At 42.7% G+C, this 19,352-nt stretch carries 20 protein-coding genes, 4 tRNA genes, 1 other RNA gene and 1 riboswitch; of the genes, 20 read left to right on the top strand and 5 right to left on the bottom strand.

From position 1 onward, the window contains the following. Positions 1-28: 28 nt before the first annotated feature. From thiS to rnpB, 6 genes are all read left to right on the top strand, one after another. Entirely contained in the window at positions 29-229 is a 201-nt protein-coding gene (gene thiS / locus SCACP_RS10455; RefSeq protein ID WP_425061266.1) for a sulfur carrier protein ThiS, read from the top strand. A gap of 5 nt (positions 230-234) precedes the next feature. Continuing rightward, positions 235-1,020, top strand: coding sequence for a thiazole synthase (locus SCACP_RS10450; protein WP_425061265.1), 786 nt, complete (start codon positions 235-237; stop codon positions 1,018-1,020). A 24-nt stretch (positions 1,021-1,044) separates the two neighbouring features. After that, a complete protein-coding gene (thiH, locus tag SCACP_RS10445; RefSeq protein WP_425061264.1) occupies positions 1,045-2,145 on the top strand; it encodes a 2-iminoacetate synthase ThiH in 1,101 nt (366 codons plus the stop codon). 6 nt (positions 2,146-2,151) lie between these two features. Next, positions 2,152-2,766, top strand: a complete 615-nt coding sequence (gene thiF, locus SCACP_RS10440) for a sulfur carrier protein ThiS adenylyltransferase ThiF (protein WP_425061263.1) — start codon at positions 2,152-2,154, stop codon at positions 2,764-2,766. A gap of 20 nt (positions 2,767-2,786) precedes the next feature. Further along, on the top strand, positions 2,787-3,437 hold the full coding sequence (gene thiE / locus SCACP_RS10435; protein WP_425061262.1) for a thiamine phosphate synthase: 651 nt from the start codon (positions 2,787-2,789) through the stop codon (positions 3,435-3,437). A 68-nt stretch (positions 3,438-3,505) separates the two neighbouring features. Continuing rightward, positions 3,506-3,857, top strand: an RNA gene (gene rnpB / locus SCACP_RS10430) — RNase P RNA component class A. A gap of 135 nt (positions 3,858-3,992) precedes the next feature. On the opposite strand, the gene SCACP_RS10425 is transcribed toward rnpB, so the two are convergent. Continuing rightward, on the bottom strand, positions 3,993-4,553 hold the full coding sequence (locus tag SCACP_RS10425; protein WP_425061261.1) for a nitroreductase family protein: 561 nt from the start codon (positions 4,551-4,553) through the stop codon (positions 3,993-3,995). A 427-nt stretch (positions 4,554-4,980) separates the two neighbouring features. On the opposite strand from SCACP_RS10425, the gene SCACP_RS10420 reads away from it, so the two are divergent. From SCACP_RS10420 to SCACP_RS10370, 11 genes are all read left to right on the top strand, one after another. Next, a complete protein-coding gene (locus SCACP_RS10420) occupies positions 4,981-6,891 on the top strand; it encodes a glutamine synthetase (RefSeq protein ID WP_425061260.1) in 1,911 nt (636 codons plus the stop codon). Positions 6,892-7,086: 195 nt separating this feature from the next. Then, the gene (locus tag SCACP_RS10415) at positions 7,087-7,590 is read left to right on the top strand and encodes a ferritin family protein (RefSeq protein ID WP_425061259.1); all 504 of its coding nucleotides are present in this window, start codon (positions 7,087-7,089) and stop codon (positions 7,588-7,590) included. Between the two features lie 159 nt (positions 7,591-7,749). Continuing rightward, positions 7,750-8,421 carry an NAD(P)/FAD-dependent oxidoreductase gene (locus SCACP_RS10410; RefSeq protein WP_425061258.1) on the top strand — a complete coding sequence of 224 codons (672 nt, stop codon included), beginning with the start codon at positions 7,750-7,752 and terminating at the stop codon, positions 8,419-8,421. 182 nt (positions 8,422-8,603) lie between these two features. Further along, positions 8,604-9,833 carry a Zn-dependent hydrolase gene (locus SCACP_RS10405; RefSeq protein WP_425061257.1) on the top strand — a complete coding sequence of 410 codons (1,230 nt, stop codon included), beginning with the start codon at positions 8,604-8,606 and terminating at the stop codon, positions 9,831-9,833. Between the two features lie 80 nt (positions 9,834-9,913). Next, positions 9,914-10,615: a 2-phosphosulfolactate phosphatase gene (locus tag SCACP_RS10400; RefSeq protein ID WP_425061256.1), complete on the top strand. Its 702-nt coding sequence runs from the start codon at positions 9,914-9,916 to the stop codon at positions 10,613-10,615. A gap of 136 nt (positions 10,616-10,751) precedes the next feature. Continuing rightward, positions 10,752-11,543 carry a 3D domain-containing protein gene (locus SCACP_RS10395; protein ID WP_425061255.1) on the top strand — a complete coding sequence of 264 codons (792 nt, stop codon included), beginning with the start codon at positions 10,752-10,754 and terminating at the stop codon, positions 11,541-11,543. Between the two features lie 148 nt (positions 11,544-11,691). After that, positions 11,692-12,351, top strand: coding sequence for a L,D-transpeptidase family protein (locus SCACP_RS10390; protein WP_425061254.1), 660 nt, complete (start codon positions 11,692-11,694; stop codon positions 12,349-12,351). A 115-nt stretch (positions 12,352-12,466) separates the two neighbouring features. Next, positions 12,467-12,615, top strand: a riboswitch (cyclic di-AMP (ydaO/yuaA leader). A gap of 6 nt (positions 12,616-12,621) precedes the next feature. Beyond that, entirely contained in the window at positions 12,622-13,227 is a 606-nt protein-coding gene (locus tag SCACP_RS10385; RefSeq protein WP_425061253.1) for a peptidoglycan-binding protein, read from the top strand. A gap of 127 nt (positions 13,228-13,354) precedes the next feature. After that, the gene (locus tag SCACP_RS10380) at positions 13,355-13,804 is read left to right on the top strand and encodes a DMT family transporter (RefSeq protein ID WP_425061252.1); all 450 of its coding nucleotides are present in this window, start codon (positions 13,355-13,357) and stop codon (positions 13,802-13,804) included. A 116-nt stretch (positions 13,805-13,920) separates the two neighbouring features. Next, positions 13,921-15,054: an acyl-CoA dehydrogenase family protein gene (locus SCACP_RS10375; RefSeq protein WP_425061251.1), complete on the top strand. Its 1,134-nt coding sequence runs from the start codon at positions 13,921-13,923 to the stop codon at positions 15,052-15,054. Between the two features lie 77 nt (positions 15,055-15,131). Continuing rightward, positions 15,132-15,208, top strand: a tRNA-Val gene (locus tag SCACP_RS10370). Positions 15,209-15,350: 142 nt separating this feature from the next. On the opposite strand, the gene SCACP_RS10365 is transcribed toward SCACP_RS10370, so the two are convergent. The 4 genes from SCACP_RS10365 to SCACP_RS10350 form a co-directional block, all read right to left on the bottom strand. Beyond that, positions 15,351-15,427: transfer RNA gene (locus tag SCACP_RS10365), tRNA-Met, on the bottom strand. 7 nt (positions 15,428-15,434) lie between these two features. Next, a tRNA-Thr gene (locus SCACP_RS10360) sits at positions 15,435-15,510 on the bottom strand. A 2-nt stretch (positions 15,511-15,512) separates the two neighbouring features. Then, positions 15,513-15,588: transfer RNA gene (locus tag SCACP_RS10355), tRNA-Met, on the bottom strand. Between the two features lie 165 nt (positions 15,589-15,753). Further along, positions 15,754-16,116, bottom strand: a complete 363-nt coding sequence (locus tag SCACP_RS10350) for a hypothetical protein (RefSeq protein WP_425061250.1) — start codon at positions 16,114-16,116, stop codon at positions 15,754-15,756. 92 nt (positions 16,117-16,208) lie between these two features. Between SCACP_RS10350 and SCACP_RS10345 the strand changes: the two genes are divergently transcribed. The 3 genes from SCACP_RS10345 (at position 16,209) to ytxC (ending at position 19,133) form a co-directional block, all read left to right on the top strand. Next, positions 16,209-17,813 (top strand): peptide chain release factor 3, encoded by a 1,605-nt coding sequence (locus SCACP_RS10345; protein ID WP_425061249.1) that lies wholly within the window; start codon positions 16,209-16,211, stop codon positions 17,811-17,813. A gap of 14 nt (positions 17,814-17,827) precedes the next feature. Then, complete coding sequence (locus SCACP_RS10340) at positions 17,828-18,154, top strand: GRAM domain-containing protein (RefSeq protein WP_425061248.1); 327 nt, start codon at positions 17,828-17,830, stop codon at positions 18,152-18,154. Positions 18,155-18,227: 73 nt separating this feature from the next. Next, positions 18,228-19,133, top strand: coding sequence for a putative sporulation protein YtxC (gene ytxC, locus SCACP_RS10335; RefSeq protein WP_425061247.1), 906 nt, complete (start codon positions 18,228-18,230; stop codon positions 19,131-19,133). Positions 19,134-19,352 lie beyond the last annotated feature (219 nt).

The following is a 19,352-nucleotide window of genomic DNA, read 5'->3' as shown; positions in this document are numbered from 1 at the left end:
TTCTAAAAAAAGAAAAGGAGGGAAGCGTTTGCGACTTATTGTAAATGGCAAGGAACTGCTGGTTTCGGATGGTCTTACCATTGCTGAACTTGTCGACCAGCAGCGGTTTAACCCAGAAGTTATTGTTATCGAGTACAACCAAAAGATAGTAAGGAAGGATGAATGGCAAACTATTGTTCTTCAACCGGAAGACTGCCTGGAAGTAGTGAATTTTGTAGGGGGAGGCTGATTATAATGGAAACAACTTTATCGCAGGATCTATTAAAAATTGGTGATAAAGTATTGACAAGCCGGCTGTTTTTAGGAACAGGGAAATTTTCCAACAACAAGCTTATTCCTGAGGTCATCAAAGCATCAGGTTCACAGGTCGTGACCGTAGCTTTGCGGCGGGTTGACCCAGAACATAAGGAAGAAAACATTGTTGAATATATACCTAAAGATTGTACGCTTATGCCAAACACGTCAGGTGCCAGAACTGCGGATGAAGCCGTCCGGATTGCCCGGCTAGCCCGCGCCGCGGGCTGTGGCGACTGGATTAAGATTGAGGTTATTTCAGATAACCGGCATTTGTTGCCGGACAATATCGAAACCATTAAAGCCACCGAAATTTTGGCTGCTGAAGGATTTGTTGTACTTCCCTATATGAGCCCTGACTTAATGGTTGCCAAACGACTGGCTGAAGCTGGCGCCGCTGCTGTTATGCCGCTCGGGGCACCGATTGGCACTAATCGTGGTTTAAGAACGAAAGAACTGGTACGAATTCTTATTGAAGAAATTCCATTGCCGATTATTGTTGACGCCGGTATTGGCCGCCCGTCAGAGGCAGCTGAGGCTATGGAAATGGGAGCAGCCGCGGTACTGGTCAACACAGCAGTAGCAACAGCTGCTAATCCAGTAGTTATGGCTGAAGCCTTTGGGTTGGCGGTTGCTGCAGGGCGTAAAGCGTTTCTGGCCGGGCCTGGCGCCATTCAGGATTATGCTGTCGCCTCATCACCTTTGACCGGCTTTCTACGTGAGTAAATTGGGCGAGGGGGAGGATGACAAATGAGTGTTTATGAAGAACTATCTAACTATCGGGACCTAAACTTTGACAAGTTTTTTGACCAAATCACCGATGCTGATATTCAAAGAATTATTGGCAAACAGCGTTTGACAGTACTTGACTATTTAGCGCTATTGTCACCTAGGGCGGAAAAACATTTAGAGGCCATGGCCCAGCAGGCTCACCGCCTGACAGTACAGCATTTCGGGCATACAATGCTGCTTTATACACCATTGTATTTGGCTAATTACTGTGTTAACCAGTGTGTATACTGCGGGTTTCATGCTCATAACGATATTGAACGGAAAAAACTATCACAGGAACAAGTGATTGCTGAAGCTGAAGCTATTGCCGCTACCGGTTTAAAACATATCCTCATTCTTACCGGCGAGTCGCGTTACCACTCTTCAGTTGCTTACATTAAAGAATGTGTACAAACTTTAAAGAATTATTTCACATCCATCAGTATTGAAGTATATCCGCTTAATACTGATGAATATAAAGAACTTGTTGAAGCCGGAGTAGATGGGGTCACAATGTATCAGGAAGTTTATGATGAAGAGATTTATGCCGAACTGCACCCGGCCGGTCCCAAGCGGGACTACCGGTACCGGCTTGACGCTCCGGAGCGGGCTTGCCAGGCCGGTATGCGGACTGTCAATATTGGCGCACTTTTAGGTCTGAGCGACTGGCGCAGCGAAGCCTTTTTCACCGGAGTACACGCCGATTATTTGCAAAACAAATATCTTGATGTCGAGGTCAGCATATCGCCACCGAGAATGCGGCCGCATGTCGGCGGCTTCCCACCAAAAGTAATTGTCACTGATAAAAATATTGTCCAGTATGTTTTGGCCTTTAGACTGTTTATGCCGCGTAGCGGCATAACACTGTCTACCCGTGAGAGCGCCAAAATGCGCGACAATATGGTCAGACTGGGAATTACTAAGATGTCGGCCGGGTCGTGCACGGCGGTAGGCGGACATGCTGAGAAAGCGTCAGTAGGTCAATTTGAAATATCTGACGAACGTGATGTGGCCGACATAGCAGCTATGCTTTATTCTCAAAACTACCAACCTGTTTACAAAGACTGGCAAATATGGTGATATTTCATGGCTGTATTGAATCAGTTTGAACAGGGACTAAACAGATATTTACCTACTGACATACTGGCTAAAATCGCCGAAATCAAAATTGGTATTGCCGGCGCGGGAGGATTGGGTTCTAATTGCGCCCAAATGTTAGTGCGTACCGGTTTTAGAAATTTTAAGATTATCGATTTTGATATACTAGATGCCAGTAATCTAAACCGCCAGTTTTACTTTATGCATCAGGTTGGAAGATCTAAGGTTGAAGCCCTCAAAGACAATTTACTGCTTATTAATCCTGACATTAATATTGAAATAATACAAGGAAAATTTGAGAGCGATATGGCGGCCGGGTTCTTTGCTGACTGTGACGCTGTTGTTGAAGCTTTTGACCGACCGGAATACAAAAAACTGATTGTTGAAACTTACATCAACTCGGGAAAGCTGCTGGTAGCCGCCTCGGGGCTGGCCGGTTGGGGCAACAGTGATGATATTGTCATTCGGCAGATCAAAGAAAATTTTTATTTGGTTGGAGATTTGACGTCGGCAATTGGACCAGATTGTCCGCCGCTTGCCCCCCGTGTCCATATCGCCGCTGCCAAACAAGCAGATATTATTTTAAATTATTTTCTAACTTAGTATATAAAGGAGGTCAGATTGTGCTATCCAGACCTGGTATGGCGAATTTCCTAACAACTGATCTATATGGATTAACTGCCGAAGAATATTCTCTTGGCAGAAGCAATGCCGAAGTAGTCGAACTGATGATTGCGGCCGGGATTAAAGTCATTCAATACCGCGAAAAAGATAAAAAAGCCAGACAAATGTATGAAGAATGTCTCACAATTCGGGAACTAACAAATAAGGCAGGCGTAACCTTTATTATCAATGACCATGTGGACTTGGCTATGTTGGTTGAGGCTGATGGTGTACATATTGGTCAAGATGACCTGCCACCGGAAAAGGTTAGGAAGTTAATCGGTGATAATATGATTCTTGGTTTGTCTACGCACTCACCGGAGCAGGCTAAAGCTGCGGTAGCATCAGGAGTTGTAGATTATATCGGCGTTGGCCCGATATTTGCCACCAGAACTAAAAAAGATGTGTGTGATCCGGTGGGGCTTGAGTATCTTGAGTATATAGTTAAAAATCATGATATCCCGTTTGTTGCCATTGGTGGTATAAAAGAGCACAATATCCATGAGGTAAAACAACGTGGCGCTAAAATTGTTGCGTTAGTTACCGATATTGTCGGTGCGGTTGATATTCAGGCAAAAGTCCGTTCAATTCGTCAAGCTATTGGGTCTTAAATAATTGTGTCCTGTTGACTTGTTTTATGATTAATGCTACAATAAGCATCCAATACTAATATAGCGTCTGAGTACGAAAGATGATCGCGGATGCCTGTGCATTCGAGGAAAGTCCGAGCTCCACAGGGCAGGGTGCTGGATAACGTCCAGCGAGGGCGACCTCAGGGAAAGTGCCACAGAAATGTAGACCGCCTGGCTTTGCCAGGTAAGGATGGAACGGTGCGGTAAGAGCGCACCAGCAGTCAGGTGACTGACTGGCTAGGTAAACCCCACCTGGAGCAAGACCGAATAGGGAAGGGATGAAGCGGCCCGCCGAACCTTCCGGGTTGTGTCGCTAGAGCCGTCAGGCAACTGCCGGCCCAGATAAATGATCGTCACCGTTTACACGGAACAGAACTCGGCTTATTGACTACTCAGACAAGAGTAATAAAGAAAACACGGCTTGCGCCGGCCTTTGGCGAAAGCGGAAGCCTATGTTGCCCTTATCCTGGCAGAGAGTCATACTTTCTATCAGGATAAAAACCCGCAGACTTTGACAGGCTGCGGGTTTTTGTTCTATTTCCAGAATAGAATTTCCGGTGCTTTTTTAGGTATTGCCGGCGGGTTAATTTGCGGGTAGCCAACAATGAGTGGTGCTACAGCCTCATATTCGGCAGGAATACTTAGTTCTTGTTTTATTTCCGGCAGGTTTAAAAATGGGCGGGCAAAACCGATCCAACAAGTACCAAGCCCCAAACTGTGGGCAGCCAGCATAATGTTCTGGGCAGCCAGGCAACAGTCTTCGGCAGCATGCAAACCTGTGAGTTTTGCAAAAATGATGATGAGAGTTTTGGCGTTATAAAAAATATTAAAATCAGGATTTTCCAGTGCAGCTTTATACTTAGTAAGTTGAGGTATTCTATCAAGTGAATTCAGAAGGAGTTTTTTGCTGCGGTCAGAATAGTCATGTAACAGGTCTGAATTCTGAATTACAGCAAAGGACCAGGGCTGTGAATTCATGGCACTGGGGGCTTGCACTGCGGCAGCCAGCAATTTTTCAATTGTAGTTTTATCAACTTGATTATCGGCATAGTTCCGCACAGAACGACGGTTATAGATAGCTTCAAGTAAGTCCATTTACAATCATCCTTTCAGTTTTATAAAAATATTAGCCTATTAAATTACAAATGTAAAGTATGGGATTATAATACTTATGTATTTTAGTTGTATTGTTGTTACTGCTAAGTTGATTATCAAGCATTATGGGGACCAGCATTACATTACTGTTCATATTCTATTGCCAAAATGAAAAGCGGTAAAAAACTGTCACGCGGATCGAAATATACAAAAGAATTACCGCAATAAAATTTTTTTAAAAAATGTAATTTGATATCTAGACAAAGAGCATTTTTATGCTATAATAAAAACATATTTAAAAAAAGCCTGAGTCAATGATGACTCCTTCGCGCTGTACAGTGGGGGGAGTCTATATTTTTTTAGGAATTGACTAAGGTCTGTTGTGAGAAGCTATACTGTAAAACATTTTGTGTATGAGGTGAAAAAAATGGTAAAAGATTTAGTGTATCTCATTCCGGCCGGTAAGTATAGTAAAGAAGAGCTACTAAGTTTGCTTAATAATCACCCGGAAATTAAGTTTGCTTCACTCGTAGGTATTGACCTTGCCGGCAATGACACCGACGAAAAAATTCCTATTAAGTTGTTTATTAAAGATATTGATGATTTTTATAGCGGCGGCGCAGTACAGACTGACGGATCGTCAGTTGTTCTGACCGGTATTGCAACTCTTAATAATGCCAAAGTTGACATGCTGGCAGATCCAAATGTTAACTGGTTTGTTGACTATAATTATGAAAATATTGATGAGGAAACCGGTAAGCCGGTGGGTACGCTTCGTATCCCTGCTTTCTTAGTACATAATGGCCTGAAAGTAGACTCGCGTGCTATTTTAGTAGATAGTCTTGAATATATCAAGACTGAGCTTCTTGCTTTGTTTAAAAAGAACGGTAAGATCGCCGGTCTTGAAAATATTGACGGCGCCGATGTCGAAGACATCATCTTTACTTCGGCCACTGAGCTTGAGTTCTGGGTAAAAACCCCAGCCAATAAGGCTGAGGTTGAGGAATTGTCAGCTTCACAAGTTATGCAGGAACAATATTGGCAACGTACCCGCGGCAACGTCCGCACTGCTCTGGAACAGGCTTTGAATTTACTTGCCAAATACGGACTGGAACCCGAGATGGGCCATAAAGAAGTTGGCGGTATCAAAGCTAAAATTGATGAAACCGGTCATCTGAGTCATGTTATGGAACAGCTTGAAATCGACTGGAAGTTTGCCAATGCCATTCAGGCTGCAGATAATGAGCTTCAAGCCAGAATTGCAATCAAAGAAGCCTTCCGGGCCAACGGTCTTGAGGTAACTTTCAAAGCTAAACCAATTATTGGTGTTGCCGGTAACGGCGAACATACTCATGTTGGTATGGCGGCAAAACTTAAATCTGGCAAAATTGTCAACTTGTTCTCGCCGGCTGATATGAAGAAATATTTCTTAAGTGCAATTGGCTATGGCGCTATTATGGGTCTCCTGAAAAATTATGAAGTTGTTAATCCGTTTGTATCCTCCACAAATGATTCGCTCAATCGTTTAAAGCCCGGCTTTGAAGCTCCGGTATGTATCGTAACTTCCTTAGGACATAATCCGGCAGTACCGTCCCGTAACAGAACTATTCTGGCTGGTCTTGTACGCGATATCAATAATCCGCTGGCTACTAGATTTGAAGTCCGCGCCCCGAACCCCTATACCAATACTTACGTCGCTCTTACCGCTATATATATGAGCATGTTTGACGGTATTAAAGCGGCTATTAATGCCGGTAAAACTGTCGAAGAGCTTGATGCAGAGCTGTCCAAAGATGTTGGTCAGCCAGGTTTCTATCTTGAAACTGACCGGGCTTATCGCAGTGAGCATGATGTATTTGAGGATTATACTGCGGAAGAGCGTGATCGCTTGTTTGGCAAACCGCCTGCCACTGTTTGGGAAAATATGCAAAGCATTCAAAAATATCCCGAAAAAGTTAAAGCTCTTACTGCTGGCAATAAATTCCGTCCCGAACTTATTGAGGCATTTATAGCTGGTGCTTTGGTTCGTTGGAAGACCGAACTGTTAAACCGCATTATTCCGGAGAATCTTGATATTGTTAAAGAATCTAAACCGCTCCATGACGCTGATTCGGCCAGCGATCTTGACCTAAGCAATTGGGCCGCAATAAACAGTCTCAGAGTATACTTGGCTAAAGATAGCATTGCGCAAAAGAGCGTATTTACCCGGATTAAAGAAGCTATTCAAGCTGGTGATTTTGACACTGCTTCTAACCTGCAAATTGAAATGTCAGAAAAAATGAATGAGTTAACTGCCTTGTATACTCAATACAAGAAAAACATGATTCATATCTGCTAAGAGTGGTGTAAATTAATGAAATCCCCGGCGGGAGACCAGCCGGGGATTTTTTGCCTACAACATTTTAATTTTTACCAACTATTTACAATTTTTATAACCCCGGAGGTTAGAAATGACTGAGTCATATCAGTAGCAGGAATTTGCTAGGAAACATGGAATATATCAGTAAGTTTAAAAGCAAAGGGAGGTTACTGTATGGAAAAGAATGCCTGTAATATCGGCAACTTATTTAGTGATTTGGAAGCACTGCGAATTGCCATTGATATGGAAGCCCGCGGCCGGGATTTTTACAAAAAGGCTTATGAACAAGCCGAAACTAAGGCGCACAAAGACTTGTTCATGTTCCTTATGAATGAAGAAATCCATCACCATGATCAATTTACTCATCTTTATAATAAAATTAAAGAAAATAAACTAGCCGGCTCTGATGATTATCTGTTTGATCAGGAAACTTCACGGTATCTTACCGTTCTTGCCGAACCGCATATCTTCCCTAAAGACAAAGTATTTCCTGAATTTAAGAGCATGGCCGATATTTTGAAGGCTGCGCTACAAGATGAAAAGGATTCAATTCTGTTTTATGACGCTTTGGCCAAATGTGCTAAATTTGAAGAGGCCAGACAGGTATTCAACTTGCTGAAAGCTGAAGAGCAGACCCATGTGATCAAACTACGTGAGATGCTTGATGGCTGGGCGTGAAACAAGTTATTAAAAAAGGAAAATATAGCGTCTTTCAGGCGCTATATTTTTTTGGGTAAATGTAAAAAAGGGATTAATATGTAGCAGGAATTTTACAATTAATATCCAATTATAATAATATTCCAATACATATAATTATCTTGCAGGAGGTTTGGATTCATGGAAGTTAAAACAGATTTATTAGAAAAAGGTGCTATTATTCAGCGCGACAGAGAGACATATGCTATTGCTCCTCATATACCTGGTGGTGTTATTCTTGACCCCAACATATTAAGGAAAATAGCAGACGTTTCTGAAAAATACGGTGCCAAAGCGCTTAAGTTGACTTCAGCGCAGCGGATTGCCATTGTTGGTATTCCTGAAGAAAAAATTGACGCTGCCTGGAAAGAACTGGATATGAATAAGGGTGCTGCTGTAGGTTTGTGTGTCCGTAGCGTAAAAATTTGTCCGGCAACACATTTTTGTAAACGTGCCCAGCAAGACGGTTTAACCTTGGGTCTTGAACTCGACAAACTGTATCATGGCATGAAATTGCCAGGCAAACTTAAGATTGGCGTTAGCGGCTGTACTAACTCGTGTGCTGAATGTGGCGTTAAAGATATTGGCCTTATTGGCACAGCCAAGGGTTGGAAAATTATTATTGGTGGCTGTGCTGGCGCCAGACCGAGAATAGGTGATCTACTGGCTGAACAAATACCACAGGCAGAAGTACTGCCACTTATTGAAAAAATTATCGCCTATTATAAAGAAAACGCCCGTAATCATGAGCGTATTGGCATGATGATTGATCGACTGGGTCTGGACAACGTAAAACAAGGAATTTTAGGCTAAACTTAAAACGCCTGGCTCAGCCAGGCGTTTCGTTTTCATTATCAGAAATTATATCCATCATTGCCAAATTCTAATGAAAAGACTTATGCAATATATGGAATTTTTAATAAAATAGCAGTATACTGTCAGTAAAGAATATGCTCAAGGGGGCGGTGGCTATTCAAGCAAAAAATTCACATGATGTGGCATGGGTTCTGGAACAAATAGAGCGTATAGCTCAGTTTGGACAAGGACGGTCAGGGATTACAAGGCTGGCATTCAGTAAAGCTGACCATGAAGCACGGAACTACATTATTGAGCTTATGCAGGCTGAGGACCTTACTGTACATATTGATGCCGTCGGCAACATAATTGGCCGGTTTGAACCGGAGGGTATTCAGGCAGACGCCCCGGCAGTAATAACAGGCTCACATCTTGATACCGTACCTTCGGGCGGAAAATATGATGGTGCCTTGGGTGTTGTATGCGGCTTGGCAGCCGTTAGTAGATTAAAGGAGCGTAGTGGCCTTGAATATCCGCTGGAAGTAGTTGTATTTGCTGCAGAGGAATCCAGCAGATTTAATTTTGCGACCATCGGAAGCAAAGCAATGGCCGGTCTAGCTAATGTTTCTGCCTGGATGCGTGCCCAAGATCAGGATGGCATAAGCTTCTCCTCGGAGTTGGCCGCTATAGGACGCCCAATAGAAAATGTTGGCTCTGCTGCCAGGCCGAAAAATAGTATTAGAGGATTCCTTGAACTACATATTGAACAAGGACGGGTTCTGGAACAGGAAAAAATTAGTATTGGAATTGTTGATAAGATTGCCGCTCCTACCAGGCTAAAGATAACAGTGGTGGGGACAGCGGGCCATTCCGGCGCTGTGCCAATAGAAGAACGGCAAGATGCGTTGGTTAGTGCGTCCATGATTGTACTGGCTGTTCGGGATATTGCTACTGAATACACTTATCAGAGCGCAGTGGCTACAGTGACAATTTTAAAAACATATCCAGGCGCAATTAATGTTATTCCTGGTCAAGTCGAGATGTGGGTTGATATTCGTGGCACAGATCACGAGAGCGTCATCGGAATGATTCAAGAAATAAAGGACGCGATTAGTACAATTGCTGATGACAATGACACACCGGTATCTATTGAAGTACTATTTTCAGACAAACCGGTAAAATTGGATGAAACTATCATTGAAACGGTCGAAAGTGCTTGCCAACAGTTAAAAATACCAAGTTTGCGTCTTGATAGCCTTGCCGGACATGATACTATGAATATGGCGCATATAGCACCAGCAGGGTTAATATTTATTCCGTGTAAACAGGGTGTGAGCCACAACGGCAATGAATATGCCGCCCCTGATGACATAGCCGCCGGCCTTGACGTACTAACCGAGGCACTATATCAATTGGCAAAATGTAAGTAAGTCGAGAGTTCGGAAGGGTCATAACAAAAGAATAAATAGAACGAAAGAATAAATAGTTCGAAGCCATTGTGAGGTACATTGTGAAGGTTAATGTCTGTTTTACTCCTAATGATTTTAACTATGACGAGTATATCGGTTATAATGCAGTAGTTATTGATGTGCTAAGAGCGACAACCAGTATTGTAACTGCATGTGTAAACGGTTGTGAGCGAGTGATACCTGTAAAGACCGTTGAAGAAGCCCTGGAAATAAAAGCAAAATACCCTGATGCACTGCTTGCCGGTGAGCGTAAAGGACTGTTAATCCCGGGCTTTGATTTAGGAAATTCACCCTATGAGTACACTGAGGAACAAGTAGTAGGCAAAACGATTATTATGACTACCACCAACGGCACTTTGGCACTAAGCAAGGCAGCTGTGGCGCACAGGGTATATATTCTGGCGTTTGCTAATGCTGCTTCTGTAACTAAACTGTTGCTGAATACCCAAGAAGATATTGTAATTTTATGCGCAGGCTCGGAGGGGCAATTTTCTCTGGAAGATGCCTTATGTGCCGGTCTTCTAGCCGACCGTTTGAGCTCCAAAGCTATTTTGAGTGATACGGCTGCAGCTGCTCAGGCTATGTACCGTGACTTTGCCGCTGATTTGTTAAAAAAAGTGGCAAAGTCATCGCACGCCCAATATTTAATTAGTATTGGTTTTGCTAACGATGTTGCTTTATGTTTAGAACAGGATACTTTGGCAGTAACTCCTGTTTTTACAAATGGTGTTGTAACTGCCTGAATTAACAAATACCGATTAACCCGGTTGTTAACAACAGCCGGGTTTGTTTAGTTAATTTTACCGCTTGTTATTTATGTAAACTATATGGTAGAATGTCTTTCGAACCTAAACCATCAAGTGAAAGGAGTATATACCGTTGAAGAATAGGATAACTGCTATCCTGCTGATGGTTTTCGCACTACCGCTGTTTTTGCCGCCGGCCATGCCTAAGGCACAAGCAGCATTTTTGGAGGACAAGCTGTCTGAAGCCGTTGTCAGCAACTCAACTGCCGCTCAAATACAAGAGTTACTAAAAATAAAAAATGATTTAGAACAAGGCAATAAAGAGGCTCTGTGGGGAACAGTCGCTAAAACTGCTGTTGACCGTGCAGGTAAAGGCAATATGGTTAATGATATTGCGGCAGTGGCAGCACAACTGTCTGGTCAAGACCAAACAGATGCTAAAGCCAGTATTATGAATGCAGTAGAGAGTGCAGCCCGTAACACAGTAAAGGAAAAATTCCAGGAACAGGTAACTGACCGTTTAGCTGGGTACCAAAAAGAAATTGCCCTGCTTGCTATGCTATTCAATAATAGCAATATACTAACTCCCAACGCCGTAGAAAATAACAATTCGCTTGCCGGCGCTCCGCGAAATTATAGCAAGATGATTGACATGACAGCCACTGCGTATGGTCCTGGTCCGCTTGACAACGGTAAGTGGAATGACCTGACCTATGTAGGTGGTAAAGTAAAAAAAGGTGTGGCCGCCGTTGACCCTAATGTTATTCCGATGGGATCACAATTATGGGTTGAAGGTTACGGTAATGCTATTGCCGTTGACCAAGGCAGCGCCATTAAAGGTAACAGGATTGACCTGGCTTTTAACACCAGACAAGAGGCGCTTGACTACGGCATTAAAAAAGTAAAAGTATATGTCCTCAATTAACCGGCTACGGCCGGTTTTCTTTATTTCATATCATTGTGTCCAGTTGCATATATTTTCGAGAAGAATACTGGCTGGTAGGAGGGATAGAGTGAGTCCTATATGGTCGTTCAGATTCAGGTGTTTTCGAATATTTTACGGGGTAGCAATTTTGGCCATTTTAAGTATTGTTTTTGGCATTATTGGCTTTGAGTATATGGATGAGATGGAATTGGCTTCGATCAGCGAAAACCAACCCAACCAAGCACCCACGGGAAAAGTAAGTTTGGTAGTAAAACTTGAATCACGGGTACTTGAAGTCTACAATGATGATCAGTTGTATAAAAAATATCGCATTGCTGTAGGCAAGAGTAAAACACCTACACCAATCGGCGAATGGAATGTAGTGTGGAAGGACTATAACTGGGGAACAGGCTTTGGCACACGCTGGATGGGACTTAACGTGCCCTGGGGTACTTACGGAATTCATGGCACCAACAAACCCTGGTCAATTGGCCAGTTTGCCAGTCATGGCTGCATCAGGATGCGCAATAAAGATGTTGAAGAACTGTTTGAATGGGTGCCTATTGGTACGGCGGTACGAATTGAAGGCCGAAAAATTAAGGTTGATAGAAATCTCAAGTATAAAACCTCGGGATCTGATGTAGTTGCCTTACAACTCAAACTTAAAGAATTGGGATACTTCCAGGGCCGGGCTGACGGACTGTTTGGGACTATGACCGAAGATGCTGTCCGGGCGTATCAGACGGATAAAGGATTACCTGTAACCGGTATAGCTACTAAGGAGTTTTGTGCTTCACTTGGACTATAGTACTAATAAATATTAAGAAATTTTAACGAATTTTTAACAAAATTGCAATAATGCGTGATAAAACACGAATATAGTAATATGCTACGTTTGACTAATCTGGCAATCCAGCATTATTATATCTATAATGCCGAATCCTTATAGGTACGGGGGAACCAGTAGAGATTATAGGGGTGAATCCGCCAAGTGGCGAAAGGGTTATTCTCTTTTCCTTCTCTTTGACCCTAACCCGACAGCTAACCTCGGAGGCGCATTATAAGAGAGGTGATACAAGTGAAGAGAGCTTTTTGGGCAGTAATTTTAGCGTTTGCCGTGCTGCTTGGTCTTAGTACCCCGACAGTGGGGTTAGCTGCGCCGCCGGGGAAAATTATGGACGGGGAGTTCATAAGCGTGGGTATGCGTGGCGATGATGTTCGAATGGTGCAAAAGTTTCTCGCTGAAGCCGGTTTTTATGCCGGAGATATTGATGGTGTCTTTGGTCCGGTTACCGCTAGAGCCGTAAAAGAGTTTCAAATTAGTAACAATCTTAACGCAAACGGTGTTGTTGATAAAGAAACCTTTATGTACCTTGCACGTTTGGCTGGTGAACCCAGTAGATACAGCCGTTCGTTGGTTATGCAGGCATCTGCCTATACGGCATATGATCCCGGAAACGGCAATTATACATACCGGGGAAACCGTTTGCGTAAAGGCTTAGTTGCTGTCGACCCATCGGTTATCCCGTTAGGAACACGTCTGTATATCAAAGGGTATGGCTACGCAATAGCTGATGATATCGGCGGATCGATTGAGGGCAACCGTATTGATTTAGCCTTCGACAGCCGTAGTGATGCTTTGGATTTCGGTGTTCAAAAAGTAACTGTATATGTAATAGATTGATAAAATTAGCAGGCTTCGGCCTGCTCTTTTTTCTTCAATTGTATTCGCAAATTTTCATCAGAATATAAACATGCTCCCGGAATTATACTACATTTGTGGTTAAGCTTTATAACGGGAGTGTGGTTGCATGAATTTTTTATCAAATGAAATGTTGCCGTTGGCGCTGGCACTTATTTCAGGAGTCTTGATGGCAGTACAAGGATCACTTAATTCGGCGTTAAGTAAAGTAATTGGTCTTTTGGAGGCAACCTTTGTCGTTCAAATTACCGGCACTGTTTTGGTATTGATATTGCTTGTTTTTAAAATGGGTAAAGGCAATATATATGCATGGCCTGACGCGCCATGGTATTCCTGGTTTGGCGGTATCATCGGCGTGGCCATTATCTATCTGGTGGCTGCGAGTATTCCTAATGTTGGCGTAGCCAATGCCACCACAGCAATAATTGTTGGACAAGTATTAACAGCGATTATTATTGACCACTTTGGCGGCTTTGGCCTTGAACGCATGGCATGCAGTCCCAAACAAATATTTGGAATGGTATTACTTGCAGTTGGCGCTAAACTATTGTTAAAATAGTGCACTTTTTTAATATTTTTGCGATTAGGGTGTTAACAAAGAAAAAATTATGCGGTATACTTATCTTTAGAATTTTTTGGTATAATTGGTATAATGCGAACATAAGGAGGCAAAGCATGGATTTTAACTTTACTCCCGACCAATTGGCGCTGCAAAAGATGGTGAAAGATTTTGTCGCCAAAGAAATTACTCCTCATGCTTTAGAAATGGATAAAGAAGGCGTGGTCCCGCCAGACTTGTGGAAAAAGCTTGATGAAGCAGGTTTACTTAATCTGACTGTACCTGAAGAATATGATGGCCCTGGTCTTGACGCGCTTTCGATCGCTCTTATTTATGAAGAACTGGGAAAAGGATGCGCCGGCATAGCCACAACAACAGCTGCCAATGCTTTAGCTTCTTATCCGGTGGTACTATTAGGCAATGATGAGCAAAAACGTAAGTTTTTTAATGTCTTAAATGACGGTAAACTAGCTGCATTTGCACTGACTGAACCTGGCGCCGGTTCTGACGCCGGAGCCGTTGCCACTACTGCTGTCAAAGATGGTAATGACTATATCCTTAATGGTACTAAATGCTTTATTACTAATGGTGGTATTGCCGATATTTATGTAATTTTTGCCAACACCCGTAAAACAGCCGGTATTCGCGGCCTGACGGCTTTTATTGTTGAACGTGGTGTGCCTGGCTTCTCAATTGGTAAAGAAGAAGAAAAAATGGGGATTCGGGCATCTAATACTTGTGAATTGATTTTGGAAAATGTCCGCATTCCTGCAACTAACAGAATTGGTCGTGAAGGCGAAGGCTTTAAAATTGCTATGAAAACGCTTGATGCTGCCCGGCCGTTTGTTGGCGCTGTATCTGTAGGCTTAGCTCAAGCGGCGTTTGAACTTGCTGTTAAATATTCCAAAGAACGTGTGCAGTTCGATAAGCCAATTGCTTCGTTTCAACTGGTACAGGCCATGTTAGCTGATATGGCTATGCAAATTGAAGCTGCCCGGCTTTTGGTGTACAAGGCTTGCTGGATGAAAGACCAAGGACTGGATCATGCCAAGGAATCAGCAATTGCCAAATGTTTTGCCGCTGACACTGCCATGAAGGTTACCACTGACGCTGTTCAAGTATTGGGCGGGTATGGTTATTCCAAAGAATATCCGGCCGAAAAATATATGCGTGACGCTAAAATTATGCAGATTTATGAAGGTACCAACCAAATTCAGCGCTTAGTAATTGCCAATAATATTCTGTACTAATTTTGTCATTTTCACATTTTGTCATTTTCACACTTGACTTTTTTGGTTAACCGTAATATAATTACATGTGTGTTAAGGGGACTATAGCTCAGTTGGTTAGAGTACTACGTTGACATCGTAGGGGTCACTGGTTCGAGTCCAGTTAGTCCCACCATTATACATTGTTATTTTGACCCACAGGGTTTTGTCGTGTGGGTTTTTTTATTTTGATAAGTTATGTAATATGTTCGAGATACGAGCAAGCCTAACTGCAACATATAGAAAAACCTTGTCGTTCACGACAAGGTTTTTGTAATTGGTGGCGGCGCAGGGATTTGAACCCCGGACACTGCGGGTATGAACCGCATGCTCTAGCCAACTGAGCTACGCCGCCGTGAAAATGGAGCTAGTGACCGGGATTGAACCGGTGACCTTATCCTTACCAAGGATACGCTCTACCGACTGAGCTACACCAGCAGTGGTTGCGGGAGCAGGACTTGAACCTGCGGCCTTCGGGTTATGAGCCCGACGAGCTACCAACTGCTCCATCCCGCGGTGTTATCATTTTGTCACAAAACAAATTATATAACCCAGCAGATAGTAAGTCAACATATTTTTATCTAATAACCAATGGTAATTATTGAATTTGTTAGTAGCGTTGACTACTGTCAATTAATGGTGTATATTAAATTGTTGTATTGTTTGCGGTATTTGAACATACTACTCGCCGATGAATTTGCTATAAAAGTAATCGGGGTTTATCGCACAGGGAACAACCGCATGAAATCTTAACCAATCCTTTCCACCGATATTCTTACTTAACAAATAGGCTTTGACCGGGAAATCGTCGGTCATCAACATTAATAATTGGTGATCACTCATGGCGCCATCAAGATCGTCGCGAGAAAACCGGTCAGTATAAAAATATTGATCAATTGACATTAATTTTCCGTCATTGTCATAGGTTGCGCCAAAATATACCGCATCACAGTCCACCGTAAACTCATATGTGCCGTCTTCAGAGAGCGGGCGGCTGTCAATATATATTTTTTTGACCGGCAGCTGGCTCATGTGTATACTCATAAGTATCCCTCCAATGATAGTCTCGGTAAAATTATTCCCGGTAACAAGACAGTTATCCGCAAAAATAATAGATTTAACTTTAGGAGGCAATAATGCTTAATCTTGCTCCCGAAATTGCTAAACGACGTACCTTTGCGATTATCTCCCACCCTGACGCCGGCAAGACCACTTTAACTGAAAAACTGCTACTTTATGGCGGAGCTATCCGTCTAGCTGGTTCGGTAAAAGCCAGAAAAGCGCAAAAACATGCTGTATCTGACTGGATGGAGATTGAAAAACAGCGTGGTATTTCAGTAACTTCTAGTGTGCTTCAGTTTGACTATGATGGCTACCGTGTAAATATTTTGGATACGCCAGGCCACCAGGATTTCAGTGAAGACACCTACCGTACGCTGATGGCGGCTGATAGTGCGGTAATGCTTATTGACGTTGCTAAAGGCGTTGAAGACCAAACTAAAAAGCTGTTTCAAGTTTGTAAGCAGCGTGGAATTCCGGTATTTACCTTCATTAACAAACTTGACCGCTTTGGCCGGAACCCGTTTGAACTTATGGAAGAAATAGAAAAGGTTTTGGGGATTCGCGCATATCCCATGAACTGGCCAATTGGCATAGATGGAAATTACAGTGGAATTTACATACGCAAATACGCTCAAATAGAGTTATTTGAACGTGGCGGTGTGCACGGGCAATGGATTTTACCATCAACACAGGGCAGTGTAGATGACCCGGCCTTTAAAGAAATTCTCGGTGATGATGTTCATCAGGCACTATGCGACGATATCGCACTCTTGGATATGGCGGGAGACGAATTCGACTTTGATAAGGTGGCCGGCGGGGAACTTACGCCCATGTTCTTTGGTAGTGCTATGACTAATTTTGGTGTAAAATTATTTCTTGAGAATTTTTTGGAACTGGCGCCTCCGCCTATGCCTAGGGTATCGTCAGAAGGTCTAATTAATCCTGATGAGGATAATTTTTCCGCATTTGTGTTCAAAATTCAGGCTAATATGAATCCGGCCCATCGTGACCGTTTGGCTTTTATACGTATATGTTCAGGAAAATTTGAACGGGGTATGACAGTATACCATGCACAGTCCGGCAAATTGGTTAAATTGGCTCAACCACAACAGTTTTTGGCCCAGGAACGGACGATCATTGAGGAAGCTTATCCTGGCGACATTGTAGGTTTATTCGATCCAGGAATTTTCGGCATCGGCGATACTCTCTGCCAAGAAGGGTCTAGTTTTAAATTTCAAGACTTTCCCGTGTTTCCGCCTGAACAATTTGCGCGTGTGCAAGCCAAAGACACCATGAAGCGCAAGCAATTTGTTAAGGGAATGACCCAGCTTACGCAGGAGGGGGCCGTTCAAATATTCCGTCAGCCTGATTACCCGGTAGAATCTTTTATTATTGGAGTTGTTGGCACGCTGCAATTTGAGGTACTGGAGTACCGCCTAAAACATGAATATGGTGTAGATATTTTAATGAACCGGTTGCCATATTCTGTAGCCAGGTGGCTTAAAGGTGACAATATTGATGTAAAATCTATAAAAAACATGGACAACGGACTTTTTGTACAAGATATAAAGGATAGACCAGTAGCTTTAATTAGCAATGAATGGCAGCTTAGATGGGTGATGGAGCGTAACCCGGATATTGAATTTTTGGTCGTGCCTCATGATGCACGGTTAGTGTAAGGAGTAAACCGGCTATGTATAGTTTTCCGTTAGAACCAAATGAGACTATCATCAAAAAAGGGTTGGCCAGCTATAGCTGTGACGGCGATGTTTTAAACGGAGCGCTGTATTTAACTGATTATCGTCTGGTTTTTGTCGGCTATGCGCTAAGTATCACCAACAAGTATATGGATGAGGTGCCGCTTACTCATATTAGAGAATTGAAACCGGAAAAGACGTTTTTCTTTATTCCTAACGTGCTTAGGATTACCACTATTAAGGATAAGTCAATAAAAATTGTTGTAAAAGAGCGTGACGAGTGGATTGCGTCCATTAACAAACAAATAGACAGCAGTAACTAGATAAAAACACTACCCTCTCATTGTATGCAATCAAGCCCTGGAACATATACTATATGAGAAGGGAGTGAGGGTGGTGAAGTTACTTTCAATCGGCCTGAGCGGAACAACCGAGCAAATCAGGGAAAAGTTGGAACGCGACTGTAAAACGCTAACCCAAGAAGGCTTCCGCGTAGTTATAGATGAGTTGAATAAAGGCGGATACACATTTCTCGGTTTAAATATTAGCGATGGCGAACTATCTTTTCGCAAATACGAACAGCTAAAGAACTTGCTTAGAAATAGTGTGTCCCAAATACTTGCCGATTGGATTATCAGCAATGAAGAACACAAACTAATAAATAAAATTGTTGCTAGTAACTATTTTTACTTTAGCCACGATGAACGCGCTACTGTTGAGTCAAATGCACTGCAGGCGCTTACTGCCAGCCCTGCTACCCGCTATAATTTGATTCTGTCACGAATTCTTGACTATCTTAATAATCACCACGAGTTAGTGCTTGACGGCTTCGTGAACTTTCGTCTAAAAGATTATCGATTGCAGTTGTCGCAGGTAATCGACAAGGTTGTCGATGATTTTATGATGGAACTTGAATATAAGGAATTTATCCGGGTGTTGCGCTATTTCGTTGATGTTCAGGAACCGAGGATGGAAGAGGCTCATGTTGTTATTAATGGTGGTGGCATGTTTCAAATTTACGACTCGCAGGGGAAAATAATAAATAATCAGTATTTGGAAAATGCTGCATTGCAAGGCTACAATGCCCAGGACTTGAGTAATCTTAATTACGAGGATATATTAATAAGTGCACTGATAACCATTGCCCCGCATAACATCATGCTGCACAGCACCAATCGGGTTAGAGATCAGGAAGCCTTGGATACTATCAGAAGTGTTTTTGATGGCCGGGTAGTATTATGTGATGGATGTGAAATGTGTAAGGCTGATTATACCGGCAAATCTAATCACACCGAACTATAATCTTGACAATAATTACAAAATTTTATATAATATTTTGTAATTAAACTGCAAATTTCAACAGTAATGCTGAGGACAAGATAATTTTTGAGAGGCGTCCCAGAGAAAAGGTGCCACCGGCTGCAAGCATCTTTACGCAAACCAAAACATTGTTACCGCCTCGAAACTGCCATGCTGAACCCAAAAGTAAGCTTGGCCGGGGACTTTCCCGTTATCAAAGTG

This window comes from Sporomusaceae bacterium ACPt (genome assembly GCA_041428575.1).
Taxonomy (GTDB): domain Bacteria; phylum Bacillota; class Negativicutes; order Sporomusales; family Sporomusaceae; genus Sporomusa_D; species Sporomusa_D carbonis.
This window is presented reverse-complemented; position numbering and strand designations above follow the sequence as displayed.